The sequence below is a fragment of the Phytopseudomonas argentinensis genome (assembly GCF_900113905.1).
In the GTDB taxonomy this organism is placed as follows: Bacteria; Pseudomonadota; Gammaproteobacteria; order Pseudomonadales; family Pseudomonadaceae; genus Aquipseudomonas; species Aquipseudomonas argentinensis.
Genome location: NZ_FORC01000001.1, coordinates 1674027 through 1700255, shown reverse-complemented (window position 1 = coordinate 1700255; position 26229 = coordinate 1674027). Strand labels below are relative to the sequence as shown.

Genomic DNA, 26229 nt, shown 5'->3' with positions numbered 1-26229 from the left:
CAAGGTACGCGCGACGCTGGACGATGCCAGCGTTTTTGCCGGACGAGGGTTATGATGAGTCGTTTGCGGCAGTCCGGGAGGCGAGCATGAAGGCGGTAAAGAAATGGCTGCGCCTGGGCGGCCTGGTCGTAGCGGTGGTCGCGCTGACATTTTTCGGCCTGCGCATCTATGACGCTCACAACAAGCCCGATCTTGGCCCCTGGCACACCTTCGTGCCCCGAGAGCTGAGCGCCGACGAACTCGATGCCGCCAGCTGGCAGGATTATCTGCTCGCCGAGCAGGCGCTGTTCGCGGCACTGCCAGGTAAGGTCTACCAGCGCCTGGACGATGCCGAGCGCGTCCCGGACAACCGCTATTTCGCTGACAGCCCGCTCAATGCTTCGCGCTTCGAATGGGACTGGAACCGCTCTTACGTGCTCGAACCCGAGGGCAAGCCAAGAGGCGCCGCGGTGATGCTGCACGGCCTGACCGACTCGCCCTACAGCCTGCGGCATATTGCCAGGTTGTACCGCGATGCCGGCTTCGTGGTGGTCGGCCTGCGCCTGCCCGGACATGGCACCACGCCTGGCGCGTTGACCAGCGTGACCTGGCAGCACTGGTTGGCTGCCACTCGCCTGGCGGTGCGCGAAGCCCAACGGCTGACCGAGCCAGGTGATGAGCTGCAGTTGGTCGGCTATTCCGCTGGTGGCGGCCTGGCGCTCAAGTACGCGCTGGACGCACTGGGCAACGATCAGCTGGCCCGGCCGACGCGCCTGACCCTGATCTCGCCGATGATCGGCGTGGCCGGCTACGCCCGCTTCGCTGGTCTTGCCGGGTTGCCGGCGGTGTTTCCGGCCTTCGCCAAGGCCGCCTGGCTGGACGTGCTGCCCGAGTACAACCCGTTCAAGTACAACTCCTTCGCCCTCAATGCGGCTCGCCAGTCGTACCTGTTCACCAGCGCCCTGCAGGAGCAGATCGCCGTGCTCGCTGGGCGTAATGCCTTGGGGGAGCTGGCGCCGGTGCTGACCTTCCAGTCGTTGGTCGATTACACCGTCAGCACCCCGGCCGTGGTCGATGCGCTATATGGGCACCTGCCGGACAACGGTAGTGAGCTGGTGCTGTTCGACCTCAACCGATTCGTCGACTTCGGCCCGCTGCTCGGCGCCCACGCCAAGTCGCCAGATGACCTGTTACCCGCCGCACCGCGGCGCTATCGCACCACGTTGATCGGCAATGTGTCACCCGACACCCTGGACGCCGCGGCGCGTACCATCGAGGCTGGCGCCACCGAAGAGCAGCTCACGCCCATCGGCCTGGCCTTTCCCCGCGAGGTGTTCTCGCTGTCCCACGTGGCCCTGCCGTTTCCGTTGAGCGACTCACTCTATGGCCTGCAGCCTGACGAAGCGGAGGATTACGGCGTGCACCTCGGTGCATTGTCCATTCGCGGTGAGCGCGGCGTGTTGTTGGTGAGCATGGAGGCCCTGCAGCGGGTGACCTCGAACCCCTTCTATCCGTACATGGTCGAGCGGCTGCGCGAGCATGCTGGGTTGCGAGGTGAGTAACTGAGTAATGGGTAGATGCGGGCTGCTGTGGGAGCGCGGGGGACACCTAGGCCATGCGCGCGAATTTCGCGGGCATGGCCCGCTCCCACAGTTAATCTGCTGCCTCAGTTTCCGTAACTATCACCAGCCATCCTCAAGCGTTGGTGGCAGCCGCGCCATCAGGCGCGTGGCTTGCGCTCGGCAGCCTCGCCCTTGTCCTTCTTTTCCTTGACCACGAAGTAGAACTCTTCGCCGTGCTTCACCGCGCCGTAGAGCACCGCCTTCTCGATCAGTTCGCTGCCGCGCAGGTCGCGCAGCATCATCGGATCCTTGCGCAGGTCGCGGTACAGGGCCACGCAGAGCAGGGCCATGACCACCACGAAGGGCAGCGCCACCACGATGGTCAGGTTCTGCAGGCCGGTGAGTGCGGCGCCCGGGTCGCGTGGGTCGCCGATGGCCAGCATGATCGCGGCCACCGCGCCGGTCAGCGCGCCCCAGAAGATCATGGTGCCGCGCGACGGCTCGGTGGTGCCGTGTTCGGACAGCGTGCCCATCACCAGGGACGCTGCGTCAGCGCCGGAAACGAAGAAGATGCCCACCAGCACCATCACCAGCACCGAGGTGACCGAGATGAAGGGGTAGCTTTCCAGCAACTCGTAGAGGGCGATGTTGCTGTCCACCGCACCGTTGGTCAGGGTGAAGACGCCTTCGCGCAGTGCGTCGATGCCGGCGCCGCCGAAGATCACGAACCACACCAGGCTGACCAGGCTCGGCACCAGCAGCACACCAGTGACGAACTGGCGAATGGTGCGGCCGCGGCTGATACGGGCGATGAACATGCCCACAAAGGGTGTCCAGGAAATCCACCAGGCCCAGTAGAACACCGTCCAGCTGGACAGCCAGCTGTCCATGTTGTCGCCGCCGCTGGCGTTGGTGCGCGCCATCATTTCCGGCAGCAGGTTGATGTAGTCGCCCAGGGAGGTTGGCAGCAGGTTGAGCATCAACAGGGTCGGCCCGGCGATGAACACGAAGGCGGCGAGCAGCAAGGCCAGCGCCATGTTGGTGTTGGACAGCCATTGGATGCCCTTGTCGATGCCGGACACCGCCGAGGCCACGAAGGCGACGGTCAGCAGGCTGATCAGGCCGATATAGAACAGCTTGCCAGGCTGCTCGACCCAGCCGTTGTACTCCAGCCCGCCGGCGATCTGCAGGGCGCCGAGGCCCAGCGAGGCGGCCGAGCCGAACAGCGTGGCGAAGATCGCCATCATGTCGATGGCGCGGCCGATCGGACCGTTGGCGTGCTCGCCCATCAGCGGCCGGAAGGCAGCGGAAATCAGCTGCGAGCGGCCGCGGCGAAAGGTGCCGTAGGCGATCGCCAGGCCGACGATGGCATACATCGCCCAGGGATGCAGGCTCCAGTGAAACAGCGTGGTCGCCATGGCCACCTGCATGGCTGCGTTGGTCTGCGCCTCGGCGGTGCCCGGCGGTGGGCTGACATAGTGTGACAGCGGCTCGGCCACGCCAAAGAACATCAGGCCGATGCCCATGCCGGCGCTGAACATCATGGCGATCCACGACGTGGTGCGAAATTCCGGTTCCTCGCCGTCCTTGCCGAGGGGAATCTTGCCGTAGCGACTGGCCGCCAGCCACAGCACGAAGACCACGAAGATCGTCGAGGTGAGCACGAAGAACCAGCCGAAATTGACGATCACCCAAGACTGCGCCCCGGCGGCACTCTTCGCCAGGCTGGCCTGGTTGAGAAAGCCCCAGGCCACGAAGGCCAGGGCCAGCAGGCTGGTGAAACCGAACACGATCCAGTCCAGCTTGCCTTCCAGATAACGGTCGCGCCTGGCTTCTTCCGTCTGCGACGGATCGGTTATGCCGAGCTCGGGTGTTTCAAGGTTGCCTTGGGTTGCCATGGCTGCTGAATGCCCTCTATGGGTTCTTGTTGGTCTGCTTACGCAAGTTGGGGCCGGCCCTGGCTTGTCGCGTTTGCACGGTGCGCCAACGATGATGCGTACCCGGCACTCGATTTCTCTTTCTGGTAACGCCCCGCGCCGTTCTGGTAACGACCTTTTGGGGCCTAAAAAACGCAGAAAGCACCCGAAGGTGCTTTCCCGTTGCCGCTGCAGGTTGGCTTAGTTGCTGCTCAGACCAGCCGCCTTGGCCCTCGCCGCATGCAGCTTCTTGTAGCTCTCTATCAGGCGCAGGTGACGGTCCAGGCCTTCGAGCTGCATGCTGGTCGGGGTCAGGCCGTGGAAGCGCACGCTACCGGCTACCGAGCCAATGGCCGCGTCCATGCGCTCGCTGCCGAACATGCGCCGCAGGTTGTGCTCGAAGTTGGCCAGCTCGAGGTCATTCTCCAGCTGGATCTCCAGCACGGCGTTCACCGCCTGATAGAACAGGCCGCGCTCGACGGTGTTGTCGTTGTACTGCAGGAAGGCCTCGACCAGCTCCTTGGCATCGTCATAGTTGTTCAGCGCCAGGTGGATCAGCAGCTTCAGCTCGAGAATGGTCAGTTGGCCCCACACCGTGTTGTCATCGAACTCGATGCCGATCAGCGTGCTGATGTCGGTGTAGTCGTCGACCTCGGTGTTGTTGAGGTTGCGCAGCAGCGACTTGAGTTCGCGGTCGCTGAGGCTATGCAGGTTGAGGATGTCCTTGCGGAACAGCAACGCCTTGTTGGTGTTGTCCCAGACCAGGTCCTCGACCGGGTAGATCTCCGAGTAACCCGGCACCAGGATGCGGCAGGCATTGGCGCCGAGGTCGTCATAGGTGGCTACGTAGACTTCCTTGCCGAGGTCTTCGAGGATGCCGAACAGCGTCGCGGCTTCCTGCTCGTTGGAATCGCTGCCCGCGCCGGAGAAATCCCACTCGACGAACTCGAAGTCCGCCTTGGCGCCGAAGAAGCGCCACGACACCACACCGCTGGAGTCGATGAAGTGCTCGACGAAGTTGTTCGGCTCGGTCAGCGCCAGGCTGTCGAAGGTCGGTTGCGGCAGGTCGTTGAGGCCCTCGAAGCTACGGCCCTGGAGCAGTTCGGTGAGGCTGCGTTCCAGCGCCACTTCCAGGCTCGGGTGGGCGCCGAAGGAGGCGAACACGCCGCCGGTGCGCGGGTTCATCAGGGTCACGCACATCACCGGGAATTCACCACCGAGCGAGGCATCCTTGACCAGCACCGGAAAGCCTTGCTCCTCCAGGCCCTGGATGCCGGCAACGATGCCCGGGTACTTGGCCAGCACGTCCTGGGGCACGTCCGGCAGGCACAGCTCGCCTTCGAGGATTTCGCGTTTCACTGCCCGCTCGAATATTTCCGACAGGCACTGCACCTGGGCTTCGGCCAGGGTGTTGCCAGCGCTCATGCCGTTGGACAGGTAGAGGTTCTCGATCAGGTTGGACGGGAAATACACCGTCTCGCCATCGCTCCTGCGCACGAAGGGCAGCGAGCAGATGCCGCGCAGGGTGTTGCCCGAATTGGTGTCGTACAGGTGCGAGCCGCGCAGCTCGCCATCCGGGTTGTAGATGGCCAGGCAGTGCTCGTCGAGGATTTCTGCGGGCAGCGCGTCCTTCGGGCCCGGTTTGAACCAGCGCTCGTTGGGGTAATGGACGAACTCGGCGGCGGCGATGTCCTCGCCCCAGAACTGGTCGTTGTAGAAGAAGTTGCAGTTGAGCCGCTCGATGAATTCGCCCAGTGCCGAGGCCAGGGCGCTTTCCTTGGTCGAACCCTTGCCGTTGGTGAAGCACATCGGCGACTGCGCGTCACGGATATGCAGCGACCAGACGTTGGGCACGATATTGCGCCAGGAGGCGATCTCGATCTTCATGCCCAGGTCCGCGAGGATGCCCGACATGTTGGCGATGGTCTGCTCCAGCGGCAGGTCCTTGCCCGCGATATAGGTGGTGGTATCGCTCACCGGCATCAGCAGCGCCTGGGCATCGGCGTCGAGGTTGTCGACTTCCTCGATGATGAACTCGGGGCCCTGCTGCACCACCTTCTTCACGGTGCAGCGGTCGATGGAGCGCAGAATGCCTAGGCGATCCTTCTCGGAGATATCGGCCGGTAACTCGACCTGAATCTTGAAGATCTGCGCGTAGCGGTTCTCCGGGTCGACGATGTTGTTTTGCGACAGGCGGATATTCTCGGTGGGGATGCCGCGGGTCTGGCAGTACAGCTTGACGAAGTACGCCGCGCACAGCGCCGAGGAGGCCAGGAAATAGTCGAACGGCCCCGGCGCCGAGCCATCGCCCTTGTAGCGGATCGGCTGATCGGCGATCACCGTGAAGTCGTCGAATTTGGCTTCGAGGCGAAGGTTGTCGAGAAAGTTGACCTTGATTTCCATGGAGCGGCACCGGCAGCAAAACGAATGGCCGGCATTATCCGGGTTTTCGCGGGGAAGTCTTGTGCAGGGCGGGCGCGCCGGCTGAGCGGTGGCCAGATAGCTGCGCGCGTCGAACGGTGCTTTACTCGGATTTTTTATGCGCATAGATTGTGCGCATTACTCCGCAGGGAAATCCTCATGCTGCCTTCATACGATCTAAATGCTCCGAAACGAGCGGCCAACCTGCGCGTCAATGAGGATCTGCTCAACAAGGCTAAGTCGCTCGACATCAACCTCTCTGCCACGCTGGAGAAGGCCTTGGCCCAGGCGCTAAAGGAGAAGCAGCGTGAGCAATGGTTGGCAGACAACCGTCAGGCCATCGCTGCTTACAATGAGCATGTAGAGGCCAATGGCGTGTTCAGCGACGAATTGCGGAGTTTTTGATGGCGCAGTTCGCCGTGTACGAGAACATCAACCCTGCCACCAGGGCCGCAGTGCCCCTGCTGCTCGATGTACAAAGTGACCTGCTTTGCGAACTCGGTACGCGGGTCGTGGTGCCGCTCTATCCGGCTAGCACCCTGCAGGGGAAAATGCTGAAAACCCTCACGCCGCGGTTTGAAATCGAGGGTGAGCCCTACGTGATGATGACGCCGCAGATGGCGGGTATTGCCAACAAACAGCTGGGCCCCTTGGTGGGGGATTTAGCGGCGCGGCGTGATGAAATCATCGCGGCGCTCGATCTGCTCATCACCGGCATTTGAGCGAAGTGCCTGTGTTGCCACGGTGGGGGGCTCCGCAGCGCGGACAAGTTTCCGCCGCAGGATTTGTACGGGCTCAGCGCTGGCGATCGTTGCGCGGCGCCTTCTCCAGCACCGACAGATCCTGAACCCAAGGCAATGCGGCCTCGCACCACTTCTGCAAGGTCGGCCGCAACTGCTGCGACTCGGCCAGCACGCCAACGCGCAGGCCATAGGCCGTTGGGTTATCGGCATCATAGGTGAACAGCTGCGAGCCACAATCGCCACAGAACGCCTGGGCGCGGCGCGAACCGCTCTGCGCCACCTTCACATACACCTTGGGCGTGCCACGCAGCAGCGAGAAAGTACCGGGAAGGACCGGCGTGGACACCCGAAATGCCGTGCCGGTGAGCTTCTGGCAATCATGGCAATGGCAAACGCTGGTCAGTTGCGTATCCGTTTCCGCGACGAAGGCGATGGCGTTGCAGTGGCAGCTACCGTGGACTTTCATGGCGTTCACCTGGGGGCCGATGGCCTTTGTCTGCGCTTCAGTCGTGTTTCAGGACGAACAGCTGATCGACAGGTGCTTGCCCCAATCCGGCGGCCGCTGCGCGTAATGCTCCTTGCCTGGCTGTTCGTCGAAGGGGCGGGTCAGCACCTCGTGCAGTTCCCGCACCGGGCCGTAGTCACCTGCTTCGGCTGCGGCGATGGCCTCCTGGGCGAGGTAGTTGCGTAGCACGTAGAGCGGGTTGACCGCGTGCATGCGCGTCTGGCGCTCGCTCTGTTCGAAGCCTTCGCGGTCGAGGCGGGCCAGGTAGTCGGCGCCCCAGGCGTCGAAGCCCTTGAGGTCGACGAAGTCGTTGCGCACCACCTTCAGCGCCTCGGCCGGAGCCTGGTCGCCTAGGTGGCGGAAGAACAGCGAGTAGTCGGTGGCCTTGCCGGCCTGCATCAGGGTCAGCAGGCGCTGGATCAGTTCTTCGTCGTCGTCTTCGGCGCTGGTGAAGCCCAGCCGTTTACGCATCAGATCCTGGTAGTGGGCCTGATAGATCGGCAGGAACAGGTCGAGGGTTTCGCGCAGGGTGTCGACTTCCACCAGGGGCGTCAGCGCCTGGGCCAGGGCCGAGAGGTTCCAGTGGGCGATGGGTACCTGATTGCTGAAGCTGTAGCGGCCGGTGTCGTCGGAGTGGTTGCAGATGTGCTTGGCGTCGAAGTCGTCGAGAAAGGCGTAGGGGCCGAAGTCGAAGGTGATGCCGAGGATCGACATGTTGTCGGTGTTCATCACCCCGTGGCAGAAGCCGTAGGCCTGCCACCAGGCGATCATCTCCGCGGTGCGTTCCAGCACGGCGTTGAGCAGGGCCGCGTAGGGCTGCGGCTGTTCGAGACAGGCCGGGTAATGGTGCTCGATCACGTAATCGGCAAGCTGCTTGAGCTGCTCGTGCTGGCGCGTGTAGTAGAAGTATTCGAAGTGGCCGAAGCGGATATGGCTGGGCGCCAGGCGCACCAGCATCGCAGCGGTTTCCTGCTTCTCGCGCCACACCGGGGTGCTCGATCCGGTCACGCACAGCGCTCGCGAGCTGGGAATGCCGAGGGCGTGCAGCGCTTCGCTGGCGAGAAATTCGCGAATCGACGAGCGCAGTACGGCACGGCCATCGCCCATGCGCGAGTAGGGCGTCATGCCGGCGCCCTTGAGGTGCAGGTCCCAGTGTTCGCCGGCATCGTTGAGTACTTCGCCGAGCAGCAGGCCGCGGCCATCGCCGAGGCGCGGCGAGTAGCCGCCGAACTGGTGACCGGAATAGACCATGGCGCGCGGCTCGGCGTCGCTCCACAGCTGGTTGCCGGAGAACAGTTCGGCGAACACCTCGCGCTGCGTCTCGCTCGGGTCGAGGTCGAGCAGAGCCAGGGCGCTTTCGCTGGCCACCACAAGGCGCGGCTCGGCGATGGGCTCGGGCAGTATGTGCGTTGAAAACCCGTCACCCAGGCCGGCGAAGCGATTGTCGAAGGTCAGGGTGTCGAGGGTTTTCATGGTTTGGCCTCGTCTTTTTTCTCGGCTTGCTCGGCGCTCGCCAGTTGCTCGTCATCCAGCTTGAGCGCGTCGTGGGGTGCGGCTGCGCGGCTGAGCACGATGTCCATCTTCGGCGTGCTGGACAGGTTGATGTCGTTGTCGGCGAACAACTGGTCGATGCGGCGGTTGAGTTCATCGGTCGCCGCACCGCGGTCGCCCAGTTCCTTGACGTAGAACTTCAGCTCGTGGGTCAGGCCATCCGGCGCGTACAGGCTGAGCTGGGCGGTCGGTGCCGGGTCGCGCATCACCCGCGAATTCTCTTGGGCGGCCTGCAGCAACAGGGTGCGGACTTTCTCCAGATCGGCGCCGCGGTTGACCTTGAAGGTCAGCACGATGCGGGTCACCGTATCGGTCAGGGTCCAGTTGATCAACTGGCTGGTGACGAACGTCTTGTTCGGCACTATCACTTCCTTGCGGTCACTGTCGATGATGTGGGTGGCGCGGATGTGGATGCGCTTCACCGTGCCGGTCACGCCGCCGATGGTCACCAGATCGCCGATGCGCACCGGGCGCTCGAAGAGGATGATCAGGCCGGAGATGAAGTTGGCGAAGATCTCCTGCATGCCGAAACCGATACCCACCGAAAGGGCGGCGACCAGCCATTGCAGCTTGTTCCAGCTGACCCCCAGGGTGGACAGGGTGACCACGATACCGGTGCCGAAGATCACGTACGACAGCAGCGTGGTGGTGGCATAGGCGCTGCCTTGGGCCAGGCGCAGGCGCGACAGCACCAGCACTTCCAAAAGGCCGGGCAGGTTGCGGCCCAGGGCCAGGGTGATGGCGGCGATGATCAGCGCGTACAGGGCGTCGAGCAGGCTGATCGGGATCAGCGAGGCGGCGCTGCCCACTACGGTGCTGCTGTTGTATTCGTAGAGGGTGATGTTGTCGAGGTAGGCGAACACCGAGATCAGGTCGGCCCACACCCAGTACATGGCGGCGATGAAGCTGCCCAGCAGGGTCAGGCGGATCAGGCGCAGGGACTGCTGGTTGACCTGCTCGATGTCCAGCCGCGGGGTTTCCAGCTGGATCTCGGTGCCCTCGCTGTCCTCGGTGGTCTGCGCTTCACGCTTGGCGGTGGCGCGCTGGTAGGCCAGGCGCCGCGCGGCGACCGCCAGGCCGCGCACGAACACCGCTTCGACCACCAGCCAGATCAGCAGCAGGTAGAGGGTGTCGATCAACCGGTCGCTGAGTTTCAGGGCGGTGTAGTAGTAGCCGAAGCACACCGCCAGGAACAGGCCCAGCGGCAGCATGCTGAACAGCACGCCGATGAACATGCGGAAGGTCGAGGCGTTCTCCCGGGCCGGGCCACGCAGCAGCAGCTTTTGCAGCAGCCAGATCATCAGGCCGTAGCAGGTCAGTACCACGGCGATGCCGATGACGTCGTCGGACAGGCTCGACGGCTGGTGCTCGGCAACGGTGACCACCGCCACCAGCGCCATCACCACCACGCCCAGCCAGCGGATCTGCCGGTGCAGGTAGGCGACATGGGCGCGGGCCCAGTGGAAGTGCAGCTCGGCCACGCCACCCGGGGTGAAGATGCGGTACACGGTGTAGAACACCAGCCAGGCCTGGGCCATGCCGAGGAACGCCGAACCGAGGTTGACGTTCAGGCCGCGGGCATCCATCTGCAGGGCGAAGCCGCACAGCGCCAGGAGCAGCGTGCCGGGCAGTGCCAGCAATACGTTGAGGAGGATCGCCACCGGCGTGTGCAACTGGCTGTCACGCTTGAAGTGGCCGATGTCCTTGTGCAGGTCGGTGAGCTTCTGGCTCAGATAGCGACGCTTGAACAGCAACAGGCCCATGACCAGCAGCAGCGGCAGGAACAGCAGCGGACGTTCGATCAGGCCGGCGCCAAGCTGGCTGATGTTGTCCAGCCAGGGCAGGTCGGAGATCTGCCGTTGCAGCTGGGCTGGCGCGGTCCTGAACCAGTCGAGGTTGAGCGGGTTGTTGCTGGGGATCCAGAACATCTGCTCGTCGAGGGTGGCGCGCAAGGCGGTGGCGGTGTCCTGCAGCTGTTTCTGGTTGAGCTGCAGAGTGATCGATTCGTTGAGCAGTGCATTGAGCTCGCGATTGAGCTGGTCATGCAGCACCCGGCGGGTGTCGATCAGCTCCAGCAGTGATTCGCGCAGCTCCGGTGTCACGCTTTCCGGCGGCTGGGCAGCCAGTTGCTTGTCGACGTAGGCGCCGGGGTTGGAAATCTGCTCGCGCTGCTGGTTGAGCTCGAACTGGTAGAGGCGGATATCGGCGATCTCGTCGGCCAGCCCGGTGTCGAGCTTGAGCTTGGGCAGCGCCTGCTTCTGCTTGTAGAGGATCTTGGACAGCAGCAGGCTGCCCTGCAGCACGCTGATCTGCTCGTCGAGGGCCTGGTCGGTCTGGTTCAGGGTGTCGAGTTGCTGCTGGGTACGCAGGTTGAGCTGGGTCAGCTCGTTGAGGCGGTCTGTGCCGCGCAGCAGGTAATCGGAGAGTTTCAGGTTCAGCGCGCTTTCACGCGACAGCAGGGTGTCGGAGCCGCCGACCTTCTGCGCTTCCATGGACTGTTCGGCGACGGTGCGCTCGGACTGGTCGCGGCGCTTTTCATTGATCAGGCTCTGCAGGTCCTGCAACTCGACGTCCAGGCGTTTGATGCGCTCGTCGAGCAGGTCGCGCTGGGCGCTGCCCAGGTCCTGCAGCACGCTGTTGCCGGCCATCTCCTGGCGGCGTAGCTGGGTCAGCGCGCCGAGTTGGGCCAGTTCGGCCCTGAGCTGGTTGACGCGCTCGGCGCTCAGCGGCTTGCCGTCCTCGCGACCATTCTTGAGCAAACTGTTGATCTGCTGGGCACGGGTCTGGTTGCCGCTGATCTCGGCCTGGGCGCGTTCCGGGCGCGTCTGGGCGGTAATGATCAGGGTGTTGGCATCGTTGAGCTGCTTCTGCCAGTCGCTGAGCTGGGCGCTGCGCTCGCTGAGAATCTGCTCCAGCTGGGCGACGCTGGTGCTGGCGTAGCGCTGGGCCACGGGCACCACCTTGGTGGCCTTGAGCTTCTCCAGTTCGCGATGCGCGTCCTGGGTTTGCCGCGGCGCCTGGGTCAGTTGTTTCTCCAGCGCGGCCAGCTTCTTCTGACTGTCGGCCTGGGCATTGAGCGCATCCAGGGTCTTTTCCAGGGTCTCGCGTACCTGGGTCTGCTCAGGCTCGACCAGCTTGCGGTCGGCAAGGGTGTCCAGGCTGCGCTGCACGTTGGCGGCGGTGGGGTTGGCGTCGGCCCAGGCGGGCGAGTTGGCCAGGCACAGGCCCAGCAGGAAAACGGCAAGCAAACGACGGAAAGAGAGCATGGTCATGATCGCGGGGGTGGAGTCCTGCTGAGTCTACAGACTGGTGAGAAGTCCCGCGCGGCGATCTGTCACAAGCCGCCGCGCATCGACCCGGCCGACTCGGCCGGGCGCTGACAGGCGGCTGGCGGGCGGCTTGTCAGAACGACAGGCCAGGGCCCGGGCGGGCGCCTTCGGGGAATCTGACGCCGACCTTGCGGATCTTGTTCCCGTCCATCTCGGCAACCGTCCAGATCAGGCCCTGCCACTCGACCTGATCGCCGACCACTGGCCCGCCGCCGATCTGCTGATTGATGAAGCGGCCCAGTGACAGCGAGCGATCCACCCCGTCGGTGGCCAGGCCGTAAAGCGCGGCGATGGCGCCTAGTTGGGCGTCGCCTTCGAGCACGAAATCGCCAAAGAAACGCAGGTCCATGCCGCGCTGCGGCGCCTGGCTGAACAGCTTGCCGAGGGCCGGCAGGTCGTGCTCGTGGCCGATCACGCAGAGCATGTCGCCGGCCTCCAGCACCGTGCTGCCGGAGGGGTGCAGCAACTGATGGTGGCGAAACAGCGCGGCGACGCGAGTGGAATCCGGCATCTTCAGGTCGCGCAGGGGGGCGCCGATGCACCATTTCTCTGCCCCCAGTCGATAGACGAAAAGCTCCCACTGGCTGGTCGGATGCACCTCCAGGCCGGCGCGGGAAATCGGCGCCGGGTCCGGCGGCACCGTGACCTTCAGGATCTTCGCCACCCAGGGCAGGCTGGCGCCCTGCAGCAGCAGCGACACCAGCACGATGAAGAACGCCAGGTTGAAATACAGCTGGGCATTGGGCAGCCCAGCCATCATCGGGAACACGGCGAGAATGATCGGCACTGCACCGCGCAGGCCGACCCAGGCGATAAACACCTTTTCCCTGCTATGGAAGGCGCGGAACGGTGTCAGCCCGACCAGCACCGACAGCGGCCGCGCGAAGAGGATCATCCACAGCGCCAGGCCCAGCGCCGGCAGCGCGATGGGTAGCAGGTCGTGGGGCGTGACCAGCAGGCCGAGCACCAAGAACATGCCGATCTGCGCCAGCCAGGCCATGCCGTCGAGCATGTGCAGAATGCCGTGGCGCGAGCGGATCGGCCGGTTGCCCAGCACCAGGCCACACAGATACACGGCCAGGAAACCGCTGCCGTGCAGGGCGTTGGTCAGGGCGAACACCAGCAAGCCGCCACTGACCACCAGCAGGGGGTACAGGCCGTGGGCCAGGTGCAGGCGATTGACGATCTTCAGCAGCAGCCAACCGCCGCCCAGGCCGAGCACCGCACCGATGCCGAATTCCTGCAGCAGATGACCGAGGAAGCTCAGGTGGAATTCGCCCTGGCCCTTGGCGAGCATGTCGATCAGCGTGACGGTGAGAAACACCGCCATCGGATCGTTGCTGCCGGACTCGATTTCCAGGGTCGCGCTGACCCGCTCGTTGAGGCCCTTGCCACCAAGCAGCGAGAACACCGCCGCGGCATCGGTGGAGCCGACGATGGCGCCGATCAGCAGGCCCTGCATCAGGCTCAGGTCGAACAGCCAGGCGGCGGCCATGCCGGTCAGTCCGGTGGTGATCAGCACACCGATGGTGGCCAGCGACAGCGCAGGCCAAAGCGCCACCCGGAAGCTGCCGACCCGGGTACGTACGCCGCCATCGAGCAGGATCACCGCCAGCGCCAGGTTGCCCACCAGGTAGGCGGTCGGGTAGTTGTTGAAGATGATGCCGCCACCGTCGACGCCGGCGACCATGCCGACGGCGAGGATGATGACCAGAATCGGGATGCCGAGGCGCGAGGACAGCGAGCTGACCATGATGCTCGCGCCGACCATGAGGGCGCCGACGAGCAGGAGGCTGTTGATGGTGCTGGCATCCAAGGCGGCAAGACTCCACGGGCAAAAAGGCGAGCCCGATTCTAGCCTGCACTTCTGCGCCACTGTCAAAAATAGTTACAAAGCCCGTCTGGGCCGCGGGATAGGGTCTTGAGCGGGCGATTGCAGGCCTTGTCCGAGGATTGAAGCCAGGTTGCCTAGAGCTTGCTGCGCACCTGCCTGGGCGTCAGGCCGAACTGGCGCTTGAACGCCGTAGCGAAGTTGGCGGCACTGCCATAGCCCGCCCGCCAGGCCGCCTCGGTCACACTGATGCCATCGCGTTCGAGGGCTTCGCGAGCCTGCTTGAGCTTGCGTACGCGCTGGTACTCGAACAGCGTCATGCCCTGGCTGGCCTGGAACTGGCGCTGCAGGCTGTTGATGTTGATGCCGGCCTCGCGGGCGATGGTCTCGGTGTTCCAGTGATCGGCCTGGCCGCTGTCGAGCAGTTCCAGCACCCGGCGAATGCGCTGGTGTTCGTGGGGGCGCAGGCCTTGCAACGGTTGCCTGCCCTGCTGGCTGATCATCGCCAGGGCTTCGCTGGCGATCTCCAGGCTGCGGCTTTCCAGGTAGAGGTTTTCCAGCAGCGGATTGTAGCCCGGCGGGTTGAGAATCTGCTCGGCCAGGGTGCGCAGCCGCGCCGAGGGTTGCCAGCGCAGCATGGCCAGGTGCTGGCGGCTGAAGCGATCGATCGCCGCACACTGGTTCTGGCCGTCCAGGCCACCGGCCTCCAGCCATTGCGGCGCCAGGCTGATCACCAGCTTGCGGATATGGCTGCCGCGCCGCGCCTGGCGCGAGAACAGCACCGGTTCGGCCAGCGATACCGCGATGCCTTCACCATGCCGGTGCTCAGCGCCGAAGCGCACCGCGCGATCGTCGTAACGCACGTCACTGTAGCCATCGAGAAACACCACGAAGTTCAGACGCGGCTCGATCTGCAATTGCGTGCTGAAGGTGCTCAGCTCATGGCAGTCGCTGCAATGCAGCGCCAGGCCCGAGCGCAGATGCAGCCAGCGCAATTTGCCGCGAAACAGGTTGGCCTGTGAGGATTCGCTGTCGATCAGGCGCAACTGCGGGCCCAGTTCAGGGCCGATCTGCCGGATCAGTTCCTGAGGATGAAGGACGGTGTTCATGGTCGAGGCCTCGCGGCTGGCATGACGGCTGACGTGGGCGCTGATTCGGCGCGCGGTAGCAGCTGGATGAAGGAGGGCTGGCGCGAGTCCGAGTACCCGCTTGTGACGGGCCAGGTGCCGGCGGCGAACCATGGATGGATTCGCCTGCACCCTGATCGGAAACGCCCGGGAAGCCTAACGCTGGCAGATGCGTAAATGCAAATGATTCCTAAGCGTAAATGTCTGGCGGGTTGATCTGGCGCAAACATCATTGTTGTTTGTGCAAACCTTTTGGCCGTTTTGCCATGGGAAAATCTCCCCATGCAAATACGAATCGATTGCGTATTTATTTGGGGAGGAGGCGGTTGATGAACACAGGTCACGGAGTTTGGGCGCTCAATCGGCTGGCACTGGCCGTGCTGCTGGCGGGCGGATCGGTTGCGCTGGCTCAGGAGCCGGTCGATCAGACCGTCGAGCTGGAAGAGACCCGGGTCATGGCCACGGCCCAGGAAGAACTCAAGCAGGCACCGGGCGTTTCGGTGATCAGCGCCGAGGACATCCGCAAGGCGCCGCCGGCCAACGACCTGGCCGATATCATCCGCAAGCAGCCCGGTGTCAACCTGACCGGCAACAGTGGCTCCGGGGCGCGCGGCAACAATCGGCAGATCGACATCCGCGGCATGGGCCCGGAGAACACCCTGATTCTGGTTGACGGCAAGCCGGTCAGTTCGCGAAACGCCGTGCGTTACGGCTGGCGCGGTGACCGTGATACCCGTGGCGACAGCAACTGGGTGCCGGCCGAGCAGGTCGAGCGCATCGAGGTGCTGCGCGGCCCGGCCGCGGCGCGCTATGGCAGCGGCGCGGCAGGCGGGGTGATCAACATCATCACCAAGAAGGCCGACCTGGAGCACCACGGCAACCTCAGCCTGTACGCCAACGCGCCGCAGCACAGCGAGGAGGGCGCCACGCGGCGCTTCAACTTCGGCCTCAGCGGGCCGCTGGCAGAAAACCTCTCCTACCGCCTCTACGGCAACCTGAACAAGACCGATGCCGACGACGAGGACATCAACAGCGGCCATACCGTCGATCCGACCGCGCGTTCCACGGCGGGCCGTGAAGGGGTGCGCAACAGGGACATCAGCAGCCTCTTGTCCTGGCGTCTGAACGATGAGCAGAGCCTCGATTTCGAGGCCGGTTTCAGCCGCCAGGGCAACATCTACGCCGGCGACAGCATGAACAACAGCGCCTCGGCAGCGCTGGCCGGCTTCCGTTCGCCCTGGCTGGGCCGGGAAACCAACGTGGTCTACCGCGAGAGCTACGCCATCACTCACCACGGCGACTGGGAGTTCGGCACCACCCTGAACTACCTGCAGTACGAGAAGACCCGCAACCGCCGCTTGCAGGAAGGCCTGGCCGGTGGACCGGAAGGCAACATCAATGGCAGCCTGTTTGGCACCATCGAACTGCAGAGCACCACCGCCCACAGCGAGGTAAACCTGCCGCTTTCCGGTGCGCTGGAGCAGGTGCTGACGCTCGGCGCGGAGTGGAGCGAGCAACGCATGGATGATCCGTTCTCCAACACCCAGACCACCAGCGAGGCGGGCTCGGTACCGGGCATCAGTGGCAGTTCGCGGCCCACCGATTCGTCGGCGCGCATCGCCTCGGTGTTCATCGAGGACAACATCGAGTTGCGGCCCGGCACCACCCTGACGCCGGGCCTGCGCTTCGACCGGCACAGCGTGGTGGGCGGCAACTGGAGCCCGTCGCTCAATCTGTCCCACGCGCTTAGCGATGAACTGGTGCTCAAGGCCGGTATCGCCCGCGCCTACAAGGCACCCAACCTGTTCCAGCTCAATCCCAATTACCTGCTCTACAGCCGTGGGCAGGGCTGCTGGGGCGCTGGCGGCAGCTGCTACCTGCAGGGCAACGACGGCCTGGACGCCGAAACCAGCATCAACAAGGAGCTGGGCATCGAGTTCAAGCGCGATGGCTGGGTGGCGGGCATCACCTGGTTCCGCAACGACTACCGCAACAAGATCGAGGCCGGCAGAACGGCGGTCGGCAGCGCCACCGGTGGCAGCAATGCCGGCTATGCCAACGCCGATATCTTCCGCTGGGAGAACGTACCCAGGGCCGTCGTCGAAGGGTTGGAAGGGAACCTGAAGGTGCCGCTCAGCCCGGCGTTGGACTGGAGCACCAACTTCACCTACATGCTGCAGTCGACCAACAAGCAAACCGGCGAGCCGCTGTCGATCATTCCCGAATTCACCGTCAACTCGACGCTCGACTGGCAGGTCAGCGAGCCCCTGGCCCTGCAGGCCACGGTCACCTGGTATGGCCGGCAGACCCCCGGCAAGTACGACTACCAAGGCAACCTGCTGAGCGGTGACGCACGCCGGGAGATATCACCCTATGCCCTGGCCGGTCTCAATGGCACCTATCGGCTGGGCGACGGCTGGAGCGTCGGGGCGGGCGTCAACAATCTGTTCGACAAGCGCCTGTACCGTGAAGGCAATGCCGTGCAGGCCGGCGCCTACACCTACAACGAGCCTGGCCGGACCTTCTACACCAGCCTGAGCTACGACTTCTGAGTGGCGCGGGGGCGGGCAAACCGGTACCGCGCCCGCTCACTACGATGCCGATAAATACGAACCGTGAGAGCCCTGCATGATCCGTTTCCAAGGCGCCGTGGCTACCGCCTCGGCCTCGCTGTACATGGCCAAGCTGTGCAAGCACTTCCGCCACAAGATCGCTGTCGAGTTCGATGAGCACCAGGCCACGGCCGACTTCCCGTTCGGCCTGTGTCGCATGTACGCCGATGCCGAGCAATTGCGCTTCGACTGCGAGGCGTCCGATGAGGGCGCCGCGGCGCGCATTCGCGCGGTGCTCGACGACCATCTGCCGCGGTTCGCCCGCAAGGATGGCCTGGTTATCGCCTGGGAGCCCCAGGGTGCCTGATTAGCTGACGGTCAGGGTCATGTCGATACGCTTGAGCCATTCGGCTTCGCTTTCGAAGTCCGCCTGGGTCAACGGGTTGGCGGCCAGCCAGCCTTGGGGGAATTCGATTGCCAGGCTGGTGGGACCCGCCTTCAGGCGTACGTTGGGCATGTTCTGGCTGCCACGAATGTGATGGAACAGGATGGCGAAGCGCAGCAGCACGCACAGGCGTACCAGCTTCACACCCTCCTCACCAAACTCGGTGAGTTTTTCCCTGGGAATGTTGCGGCGGTGGCCGCGTACCAGCAGGGCCAGCATCTGCTGATCCTGGCGCGAGAAACCGGCCAGGTCCGAGTGCTCGATCAGGTAGGCGCCATGCTTGTGGTACTGGTAGTGGGCGATGTCCAGGCCAACTTCATGCACCTTGGCGGCCCAGCTGAGCAGCTCGCGGTGCCAGTCGTCGGTCAGCTGCCAGTCCTTGGCGACCTTTTCCAAAGCCGACAAGGCCTTGGCTTCCACCCGCGCGGCCTGTTCCTGGTCGACGTGGTAGCGCTCCATGAACGCCGACAGGGTACGTTCACGTACGTCTTCATGCTGGTGGCGGCCGAGCAGGTCATAGAGCACGCCTTCGCGCAGGGCGCCTTCGGAGTGGCTCATGCGGTTCAGTTCGCAGGCATCGAAGATGGCTTCGAGAATCGCCAGGCCAGCAGGAAAGATCGGCCGCCGATCGGGTTTCAGGCCCTCCAGGTCGAGGCGCTCGACATCACCGCACTTGAATACCTTGCGCTTGAGCCAGGCCAGTCCTTCGGCGGTGACCTCGCCATTGTTGCTCAGGCCGGCGGACTGGATCGCCAGGCCAATGGCCTTGATGGTGCCCGAGGCACCCACCGCATCCTGCCAGCCAAGGCGGCTAAGGCCATGCTCGATGCCCATGATTTCCAGGCGCGCGGCGGTATAGGCCTGGGCATAGCGGGCCGGGGTGATCTTGCCGTCCTTGAAGTAGCGCTGGGTGTAGCTGACGCAGCCCATCTGCAGGCTTTCACGCAGCAGCGGCTCGAACCGCTGGCCGATGATGAATTCGGTGCTGCCGCCGCCGATGTCGGCGACCAGGCGCTTGCCTGGCGTGTCGGCAATGGTATGCGACACGCCCAGGTAGATGAGGCGCGCTTCCTCGCGCCCGGAAATCACTTCCACCTGGTGGCCCAGCAAGGCCTCGGCGCGGCGGATGAACTCGGCCCGGTTGCGCGCCTCGCGCAGGGCGTTGGTGCCGACGATGCGCACCGCGCCCTGGGGCAGGCTGTTGGTCAGCTGGGCAAAGCGGCTCAGGCAGTCGAGGCCGCGCTGCATGGCTTCCTCGCTGAGCTGGCGATGCTCGTCGATGCCCGCAGCCAGCTGTACTTTGTCACCGAGCCGCTCGAGGATGCGAATCTCGCCGTGGTCGGCCTTTGCCAACACCATATGGAAGCTGTTGGAGCCCAGGTCGATGGCGGCGACCAGGGGAAAGGACTCGGAATGGGTTTGCGGCATGATCAGTCAATCTCGATGCAGAACCCCGCCATCGTGCCACGATAGGTCGCGCGCGCCAACGAATACACGCGTCGCCGGCATTCCCCTGGCCCGCAGCCGAGCGCCATGTCGCCCCTGGCTGCATTGCCCGTGTCGATAACCTATATGGTTACGCTCAATGGCGGGCGCCTTCCTGTGTCACGCTAGCCGGGCTATCATGGCCGCCACTTTTATCGTTATTGCGTGCCAACACGGAGACTTCCCATGAGTGAATTCATCACCAATGTAAGCGATGCCAGCTTCGATCAGGACGTCATCCAGGCAGACGGGCCGGTACTGGTCGACTACTGGGCCGAGTGGTGCGGCCCGTGCAAGATGATCGCTCCGGTTCTTGACGAAATCTCCAAGGAGTACCAGGGCAAGCTGAAGGTCTGCAAACTGAACATCGACGAGAATCAGGACACCCCGCCCAAGTACGGCGTACGCGGTATCCCGACTCTGATGCTGTTCAAGAACGGCAGCGTCGAGGCCACCAAGGTCGGCGCACTGTCCAAGTCGCAGCTGGCTGCGTTCATCGACGCCAACCTGTAAGCGTCACCGAAAAGCCCCGTAGACAACGGGGCTTTTTTCTGCCTGAAGGCTAGACGCCTCCGCAAAGCCGATGTTACATTCGGGGCCGTCGCTTTTCCTAAGTGACCCCCTGCACGCCGCTGCCGACGCATTCCTAATCGAACATTCGACAATAAAGCGGGCGCCTGTCGCCTCCTCGCGGTGCGGCCTCTCAAGCTCAATGCTTACCATTCCCTCCTCTATAAATACGTCATTCCTATATGAATCTGACTGAACTCAAGCAAAAGCCGATTACCGAACTGCTGGAAATGGCCGAACAGATGGGCATCGAGAACATGGCCCGTTCGCGCAAGCAGGACGTGATCTTCTCGCTGTTGAAAAAACATGCCAAAGGCGGTGAAGAAATTTCCGGTGATGGCGTGCTGGAGATCCTCCAGGACGGCTTCGGCTTTTTGCGCAGCGCGGACGCTTCCTATCTGGCCGGCCCCGATGACATCTACGTCTCGCCGAGCCAGATCCGCCGCTTCAACCTGCGTACCGGTGACACCATCGTCGGCAAGATCCGCCCGCCGAAAGAAGGCGAGCGCTACTTCGCCCTGCTCAAGGTCGACAGCATCAACTTCGACCGTCCGGAAAACGCCAAGAACAAGATCCTGTTCGAGAACCTGACGCCGCTGTTCCCGAACAAGCGCCTGAGCATGGAGGCCGGCAACGGCTCCACCGAGGACATCACCGGCCGGGTGATCGACCTCTGCGCGCCGATCGGCAAAGGCCAGCGCGGCCTGATCGTCGCCCCGCCGAAAGCGGGCAAGACCATCATGCTGCAGAACATCGCCTCGAACATCACCCGTAACAACCCCGAGTGCCACCTGATCGTTCTGCTGATCGACGAGCGCCCGGAAGAAGTGACCGAGATGCAGCGCACCGTGCGTGGCGAAGTGGTCGCCTCCACCTTTGACGAGCCGCCGACCCGCCACGTGCAGGTTGCCGAGATGGTCATCGAGAAGGCCAAGCGCCTGGTCGAGCACAAGAAGGACGTGGTCATCCTGCTCGACTCCATCACCCGCCTGGCACGTGCCTACAACACCGTGATCCCCAGCTCCGGCAAGGTGCTCACCGGTGGTGTGGACGCCCATGCCCTGGAGAAGCCCAAGCGTTTCTTCGGCGCCGCACGTAACATCGAAGAAGGCGGTTCGCTGACCATCATCGCTACCGCGCTGGTGGAAACCGGCTCGAAGATGGACGAAGTGATCTACGAAGAATTCAAGGGTACCGGCAACATGGAGCTGCCCCTGGATCGTCGTATCGCCGAGAAGCGTGTATTCCCGGCCATCAACATCAACCGCGCCGGTACCCGCCGCGAAGAGCTGCTGACCGCCGAAGACGAACTGCAGCGCATGTGGATTCTGCGCAAGCTGCTGCACCCGATGGACGAGATCGCCGCCATCGAGTTCCTGATCGACAAGCTCAAGGCCACAAAAACCAACGACGAGTTCTTCATGTCCATGAAGCGCAAGTAAGGGCTGGTGGCACAAAAAAGCCGGGGAAACCCGGCTTTTGTTTGTCTGTAGTATCGACTGTTCTGCAAGTCCGACTTCGGCGCTAAACTTTGCGCCCCGATTCGAGTGAGGTTCCAGCATGCAGTATCGCGATCTGCGCGACTTTATCCGCGGCCTGGAAGAGCGCGGCGAGCTCAAGCGCATCAAGGCACCGGTATCGCCGATCCTGGAAATGACCGAGGTGTGCGACCGTACCCTGCAAAAGGGCGGCCCGGCACTGCTGTTCGAGAACCCCACGGGCCACAGCGTTCCGGTGCTCGGCAACCTGTTCGGCACCCCCAAGCGCGTGGCGCTGGGTATGGGCGCCGAGGACGTTTCCGAGCTGCGCGAAATCGGCAAGCTGCTGGCCTTTCTCAAGGAGCCCGAGCCGCCGAAGGGCCTCAAGGATGCCTGGAGCAAGCTGCCGATCTTCAAGAAGGTCATCAGCATGGCGCCCAAGGTGCTTAAGGATGCACCGTGCCACGAAGTGGTTGAGGAGGGCGACGACGTTGACCTCGGCAAGCTGCCGATCCAGCACTGCTGGCCGGGCGACGTGGCGCCGCTGATCACCTGGGGCCTGACCATCACCAAGGGGCCGAACAAGGAACGCCAGAACCTCGGCATCTACCGCCAGCAGGTGATCGGCCGCAACAAGGTGATCATGCGCTGGCTCAGCCACCGCGGCGGCGCGCTGGATTACCGCGAGTGGTGCCAGAAGCATCCGGGCAAACCCTATCCGGTGTGCGTGGCCCTGGGCGCCGACCCGGCGACCATCCTCGGCGCCGTGACGCCGGTGCCCGATACCCTCTCCGAATACGCCTTCGCAGGTCTCTTGCGCGGCCATCGGACCGAACTGGTCAAAGCCATCGGCAGCGAGCTGCAGGTGCCGGCCAGCGCCGAGATCGTCCTCGAGGGCGTGATCCACCCGGGCGAAACCGCGCCGGAAGGCCCCTACGGCGACCACACCGGCTACTACAACGAGGTCGACACCTTCCCGGTGTTCACCGTCGAGCGCATCACCCGTCGTCGCGACCCTATCTACCACAGCACCTATACCGGCCGGCCGCCGGATGAGCCGGCGATCCTCGGTGTGGCGCTCAACGAAGTGTTCGTGCCGATCCTGCAGAAGCAGTTCCCGGAGATCACCGACTTCTACCTGCCGCCCGAAGGCTGCTCCTATCGCATGGCGGTGGTGACCATGAAGAAGCAGTACCCGGGCCATGCCAAGCGCGTGATGCTCGGTGTCTGGTCGTTTCTGCGACAGTTCATGTACACCAAGTTCGTTATCGTCACCGACGACGACATCAACGCCCGCGACTGGAACGACGTGATCTGGGCCATCACCACGCGCATGGACCCCAAGCGCGACACGGTGATGATCGAGAACACGCCGATCGACTACCTGGATTTCGCTTCGCCGATCTCCGGGCTGGGCTCGAAGATGGGCCTCGACGCTACCCACAAATGGCCGGGCGAGACCAATCGCGAGTGGGGCAGGGCCATCGTCAAGGACGAGGCGGTCACCAGGCGGGTCGATGAAATCTGGAGCCAGTTGGGAATCGATTGATGAAGGTCACCCTGCAACCCTCCGGCGCGGTGCTCGACGTCGACGCCGGCGAAGCCATCCTCGATGCCGCCCGGCGCCTGGGCTACAGCTGCCCGCAGAGCTGCCGCAACGGCAATTGCCATGTGTGCGCCGCGCTGCTGGTCGAGGGCCGTGTGCGCCAGAACGGCGTCGAACTGGACCACGGCGAGCTGTACACCTGCATCGCCGAGCCGCTGGAGGACTGCCTGCTGCACTGGGATGGCGTGCTGCTGCCCGGCGAGCAGCCGGTACGCAGCCTGGGATGCCAGGTGCTGGACTGCCTTGAGGCGGGCGGCGATGTGTGGCGCGTGCTGCTGCGTGCACCGGCCGGCAAACCGCCACGCTACCATGCCGGCCAGTACCTGCTGATCGAGCGCCAGGATGGCGAGAAATCGGCCTTCTCCCTGGCCTCGGCGCCCCAGCAGGGGCGTGATCTGGAATTGCATATCCTCGGCCGTGAGGCCAGCGCCCTGAACCTCTTGCAGCAACTGCGCGAGCAGGGCACGGCGCGGGTGCAACTGCCGTTCGGCGACGCCCACCTGGCCGAGCTGCCGGACGGGCCGCTGGTACTGATCGCCGCCGGCACCGGCATGGCGCAGATGCACAGCCTGATCGAGGAGTGTCGCTCGCGGGGCTTCGAGCATCCGGTGCACCTGTACTGGGGCGCGCGCCGCCCGGAAGACTTCTACCAAGTGCCCCATTGGGATGAGTGGCAGGCGTTACCCAACCTGTTTCTGCATCAGGTAGTCAGCGACCAATGCGGCTGGCAGGGGCGCTGCGGCCTGTTGCATGAGGCCGTTCGTGAGGACTTCGCCGACCTGCGCGCGCTGCACGTCTACGCCAGTGGTTCGCCGAGCATGGTCTATGCCACGCTGGACGCCCTGGTCGAGGCCGGGATGGATGCCCACCAGATGCGCGCCGACGTGTTCGCCTACGCGCCGCGCCAGGGCGGCGCATAGTCTGCATCAGCGAACCTGAATGACCAGCTTGCCCAGCGCCTTGCGTTGCGCGAGTGCGTCGATGGCGTCGCCGCCATCGGCCAGTGAATAGGTTCGCGAAATCAGCGGTTTGAGTTGGCCTTCGGCATGCCAGGCGAACAGCTGCCGGAAGTTCTCGGCGTTGTCCGCTGGCTGGCGTTGGGCGAACGAACCCCAGAACACGCCGACCAGGGCTGCGCCCTTGAGTAGCGGCAGGTTGGCCGGCAATGCCGGGATACCGCCGCCAGCGGCGAACCCCACGACCAGGAAGCGGCCGTTCCAGGCCATGCAGCGAAACGCCTCCTCGAACTGCGGGCCGCCGACTGGATCGTAGATCACGTCCACGCCATTGCCGCCTGTGAGCCTTTTCACCTCGTCCTTGAGGCTTTGCTCGCTGTAGTTGATCAGCTCATCGGCGCCGGCCTTGCGCGCCACGTCGAGCTTCTCGGCACTGCTGGCCGCGGCGATTACCCGGGCGCCCATGGCCTTGCCAATCTCCACTGCGGCTAGGCCGACGCCACCGGCGGCGCCAAGCACCAGCAGGGTCTCGCCGGACTGCAGGTTGGCGCGTTGCTTGAGGGCGTGCATGGAGGTGCCGTAGGTCATGCCAAAGGCTGCGGCGCTGGTGAGATCCATGCTTGGCGGGACCGGCAGCACGTTGTAGGCGGGCGCCGCGACCTGTTCGGCGAAACCGCCCCAGCCGGTCAGGGCCATTACCCGGTCGCCGGCCTTGAGGTGCGCGACCTTGTCGCCCACGGCGCTGACCACGCCGGCGACTTCGCCACCTGGGGAGAAGGGGAAGGGCGGTTTGAACTGGTATTTGCCCTCGATGATCAGCGTGTCAGGGAAATTCACGCCGGCGGCCTGCACCTCGATCAGCACCTCGTTGCCTTTCGGGCGCGGGCTGTCGACGTCTTCCAGTACCAGCGTTTCGGCGGGGCCGAAGGCTTTGCAGAGCAATGCTTTCATCGCGGTATACCTCGAGCGGATTAGCCCAGCAGTCTAGGTGGGGCGCCGCATTGGTCAACGAGCATGGCCCCGTCTGATAACCCGCCATAAGCATTGGGGTCTGCGCCGCGCGTTGCTATGCTTGCTGGCAACCCAATGGAGATCGCCCTGTGAAAACCTTCCTCACGCTTCTGCTTGCCTGTGCCCTGTCGATCCCGGCTTTTGCCAATGAGGAAAAGAAGGAGGGCGAGGGCGAAAACGCCGCGCCGCAGGTGATCTACCACAGCCTGACACCCGCACTGGTAGGCAACTTCGGCGCCGGGCCCAAGCTCAAGTACTACAAGGCCGACGTGGCGCTGCGAGTCACCGGCGCGGATGCCGAGGCCAAGGTTACCCACCACGAGCCGCTGATCCGCAATCAGCTGGTGATGCTGTTTTCCCAGCAGACCGAAGAAAACCTGGCCACCGCCGACGCCAAGGAAAAGCTGCGTCAGGAAGCCCTCAAGCAGGTACAGCAAGTGCTGACCGACGAGGAAGGCGTGCCGCTGGTCGAGGATCTGCTGTTCAACAACCTGATCCTGCAGGGCTGATCACTTCAGCAGCAGGATCGCCGTCCACTGCGCCTCGGTGACGGGCATCACCGAAAGGCGACTACCTTTGTGCACCAGGGGCAGCTCGGCCAGCGCCGTCTGCGCTTTCAGTTCAGGCAGTGGAATGACCTGCCTGAACGCCTCGACGAAGCTCACGTCGATGGCCGTCCACGGGTTCTTGTCGGCGCTGGCCTTGGCGTCGAAATAGTGGCTCTGCCGGTCCAGCGCCGCAGGATCCGGATAGGGCGCTCCTTCGATACGGGCGATGCCGGCCACCCCAGGCTGCGGGCAACTCGAGTGATAGAACAGGAATTGATCGCCGGCCTGCATGCTGCGGATGAAGTTGCGCGCCTGGTAGTTGCGCACGCCGTCCCAGCGGGTCTTGCCCAGGCGTTGCAGGTCATGGATGGACAGTTCGTCGGGTTCGGATTTCATCAGCCAATAGGGCATGAACTTTGCTCTCTGAGTCGGTGCGCTGCAGGGGCTGCGTGAAGGGGCATTCGGTTGGAGGTGGTGGTATGCGGCGCAAGCCTGATTTGTTGTGGGTACTGGTCTTGGTGTTCGGCCTTGGCATGGTGACCACAGGTTATACGCAAAGCCAGTGGCAACAGGGCAAATCGATTGCTGAAGCCGGTCGAGCCGGGTTCTGATCC

21 protein-coding genes are annotated in these 26229 nt (G+C 64.0%); 11 read left to right on the top strand and 10 right to left on the bottom strand.

The window, feature by feature from the left end:
• Window positions 1–86 precede the first annotated feature (86 nt).
• On the top strand, window positions 87–1541 hold the full coding sequence (locus BM154_RS07755) for an alpha/beta hydrolase (RefSeq protein ID WP_074881968.1): 1455 nt from the start codon (window positions 87–89) through the stop codon (window positions 1539–1541).
• 158 nt (window positions 1542–1699) lie between these two features.
• Here BM154_RS07755 and BM154_RS07750 read toward each other — a convergent pair whose 3' ends face one another.
• Both BM154_RS07750 and BM154_RS07745 read right to left on the bottom strand, forming a co-directional pair.
• On the bottom strand, window positions 1700–3439 hold the full coding sequence (locus BM154_RS07750) for a BCCT family transporter (RefSeq protein WP_074881965.1): 1740 nt from the start codon (window positions 3437–3439) through the stop codon (window positions 1700–1702).
• Window positions 3440–3658: 219 nt separating this feature from the next.
• Window positions 3659–5860, bottom strand: coding sequence for an OsmC domain/YcaO domain-containing protein (locus BM154_RS07745; protein ID WP_074881962.1), 2202 nt, complete (start codon window positions 5858–5860; stop codon window positions 3659–3661).
• A 177-nt stretch (window positions 5861–6037) separates the two neighbouring features.
• Here BM154_RS07745 and BM154_RS07740 point away from each other — a divergent pair, with 177 nt between their 5' ends.
• On the top strand, window positions 6038–6283 hold the full coding sequence (locus BM154_RS07740) for a type II toxin-antitoxin system CcdA family antitoxin (RefSeq protein WP_074882443.1): 246 nt from the start codon (window positions 6038–6040) through the stop codon (window positions 6281–6283).
• Complete coding sequence (locus BM154_RS07735) at window positions 6283–6600, top strand: CcdB family protein (RefSeq protein WP_074881960.1); 318 nt, start codon at window positions 6283–6285, stop codon at window positions 6598–6600. The genes BM154_RS07740 and BM154_RS07735 overlap by 1 nt, the downstream gene beginning before the upstream one ends.
• A 73-nt stretch (window positions 6601–6673) precedes the next feature.
• On the opposite strand, the gene BM154_RS07730 is transcribed toward BM154_RS07735, so the two are convergent.
• From BM154_RS07730 to BM154_RS07710, 5 genes are all read right to left on the bottom strand, one after another.
• Window positions 6674–7087, bottom strand: coding sequence for a GFA family protein (locus BM154_RS07730; RefSeq protein WP_074881959.1), 414 nt, complete (start codon window positions 7085–7087; stop codon window positions 6674–6676).
• 48 nt (window positions 7088–7135) lie between these two features.
• Window positions 7136–8599, bottom strand: coding sequence for a protein adenylyltransferase SelO (selO, locus tag BM154_RS07725; protein ID WP_074881957.1), 1464 nt, complete (start codon window positions 8597–8599; stop codon window positions 7136–7138).
• The gene (gene mscK / locus BM154_RS07720; protein WP_244157075.1) at window positions 8596–11943 is read right to left on the bottom strand and encodes a mechanosensitive channel MscK; all 3348 of its coding nucleotides are present in this window, start codon (window positions 11941–11943) and stop codon (window positions 8596–8598) included. The genes selO and mscK overlap by 4 nt, the downstream gene beginning before the upstream one ends.
• Window positions 11944–12079: 136 nt before the next feature.
• Window positions 12080–13822 (bottom strand): potassium/proton antiporter, encoded by a 1743-nt coding sequence (locus BM154_RS07715; protein ID WP_074881951.1) that lies wholly within the window; start codon window positions 13820–13822, stop codon window positions 12080–12082.
• A gap of 152 nt (window positions 13823–13974) precedes the next feature.
• On the bottom strand, window positions 13975–14946 hold the full coding sequence (locus tag BM154_RS07710) for a helix-turn-helix transcriptional regulator (protein WP_074881948.1): 972 nt from the start codon (window positions 14944–14946) through the stop codon (window positions 13975–13977).
• A gap of 347 nt (window positions 14947–15293) precedes the next feature.
• On the opposite strand from BM154_RS07710, the gene BM154_RS07705 reads away from it, so the two are divergent.
• Window positions 15294–17516, top strand: a complete 2223-nt coding sequence (locus BM154_RS07705) for a TonB-dependent siderophore receptor (protein WP_074881945.1) — start codon at window positions 15294–15296, stop codon at window positions 17514–17516.
• A 76-nt stretch (window positions 17517–17592) separates the two neighbouring features.
• Window positions 17593–17883 carry a DUF2218 domain-containing protein gene (locus BM154_RS07700; protein WP_074881942.1) on the top strand — a complete coding sequence of 97 codons (291 nt, stop codon included), beginning with the start codon at window positions 17593–17595 and terminating at the stop codon, window positions 17881–17883.
• On the opposite strand, the gene ppx is transcribed toward BM154_RS07700, so the two are convergent.
• A complete protein-coding gene (gene ppx, locus BM154_RS07695) occupies window positions 17884–19389 on the bottom strand; it encodes an exopolyphosphatase (protein ID WP_074881939.1) in 1506 nt (501 codons plus the stop codon).
• Window positions 19390–19632: 243 nt separating this feature from the next.
• Here ppx and trxA point away from each other — a divergent pair, with 243 nt between their 5' ends.
• The 4 genes from trxA to BM154_RS07675 all read left to right on the top strand — a co-directional run bounded on the left by trxA (window position 19633) and on the right by BM154_RS07675 (window position 24020).
• Complete coding sequence (gene trxA / locus BM154_RS07690) at window positions 19633–19959, top strand: thioredoxin TrxA (RefSeq protein WP_013789608.1); 327 nt, start codon at window positions 19633–19635, stop codon at window positions 19957–19959.
• A gap of 239 nt (window positions 19960–20198) precedes the next feature.
• Entirely contained in the window at window positions 20199–21458 is a 1260-nt protein-coding gene (gene rho / locus BM154_RS07685; protein WP_074881936.1) for a transcription termination factor Rho, read from the top strand.
• A gap of 118 nt (window positions 21459–21576) precedes the next feature.
• Window positions 21577–23043, top strand: a complete 1467-nt coding sequence (ubiD, locus tag BM154_RS07680; RefSeq protein WP_074881933.1) for a 4-hydroxy-3-polyprenylbenzoate decarboxylase — start codon at window positions 21577–21579, stop codon at window positions 23041–23043.
• Window positions 23043–24020: a CDP-6-deoxy-delta-3,4-glucoseen reductase gene (locus BM154_RS07675; RefSeq protein WP_074881930.1), complete on the top strand. Its 978-nt coding sequence runs from the start codon at window positions 23043–23045 to the stop codon at window positions 24018–24020. The genes ubiD and BM154_RS07675 overlap by 1 nt, the downstream gene beginning before the upstream one ends.
• Before the next feature lie 6 nt (window positions 24021–24026).
• Here BM154_RS07675 and BM154_RS07670 read toward each other — a convergent pair whose 3' ends face one another.
• On the bottom strand, window positions 24027–25007 hold the full coding sequence (locus tag BM154_RS07670; RefSeq protein ID WP_074881926.1) for an NADPH:quinone oxidoreductase family protein: 981 nt from the start codon (window positions 25005–25007) through the stop codon (window positions 24027–24029).
• 149 nt (window positions 25008–25156) lie between these two features.
• Between BM154_RS07670 and BM154_RS07665 the strand changes: the two genes are divergently transcribed.
• A complete protein-coding gene (locus BM154_RS07665; protein ID WP_074881924.1) occupies window positions 25157–25576 on the top strand; it encodes a flagellar basal body-associated protein FliL in 420 nt (139 codons plus the stop codon).
• Here BM154_RS07665 and BM154_RS07660 read toward each other — a convergent pair whose 3' ends face one another.
• Window positions 25577–26026 (bottom strand): EVE domain-containing protein, encoded by a 450-nt coding sequence (locus BM154_RS07660; protein ID WP_074881921.1) that lies wholly within the window; start codon window positions 26024–26026, stop codon window positions 25577–25579.
• A 68-nt stretch (window positions 26027–26094) separates the two neighbouring features.
• On the opposite strand from BM154_RS07660, the gene BM154_RS24530 reads away from it, so the two are divergent.
• Window positions 26095–26226, top strand: coding sequence for a hypothetical protein (locus BM154_RS24530; RefSeq protein WP_279626212.1), 132 nt, complete (start codon window positions 26095–26097; stop codon window positions 26224–26226).
• Window positions 26227–26229 lie beyond the last annotated feature (3 nt).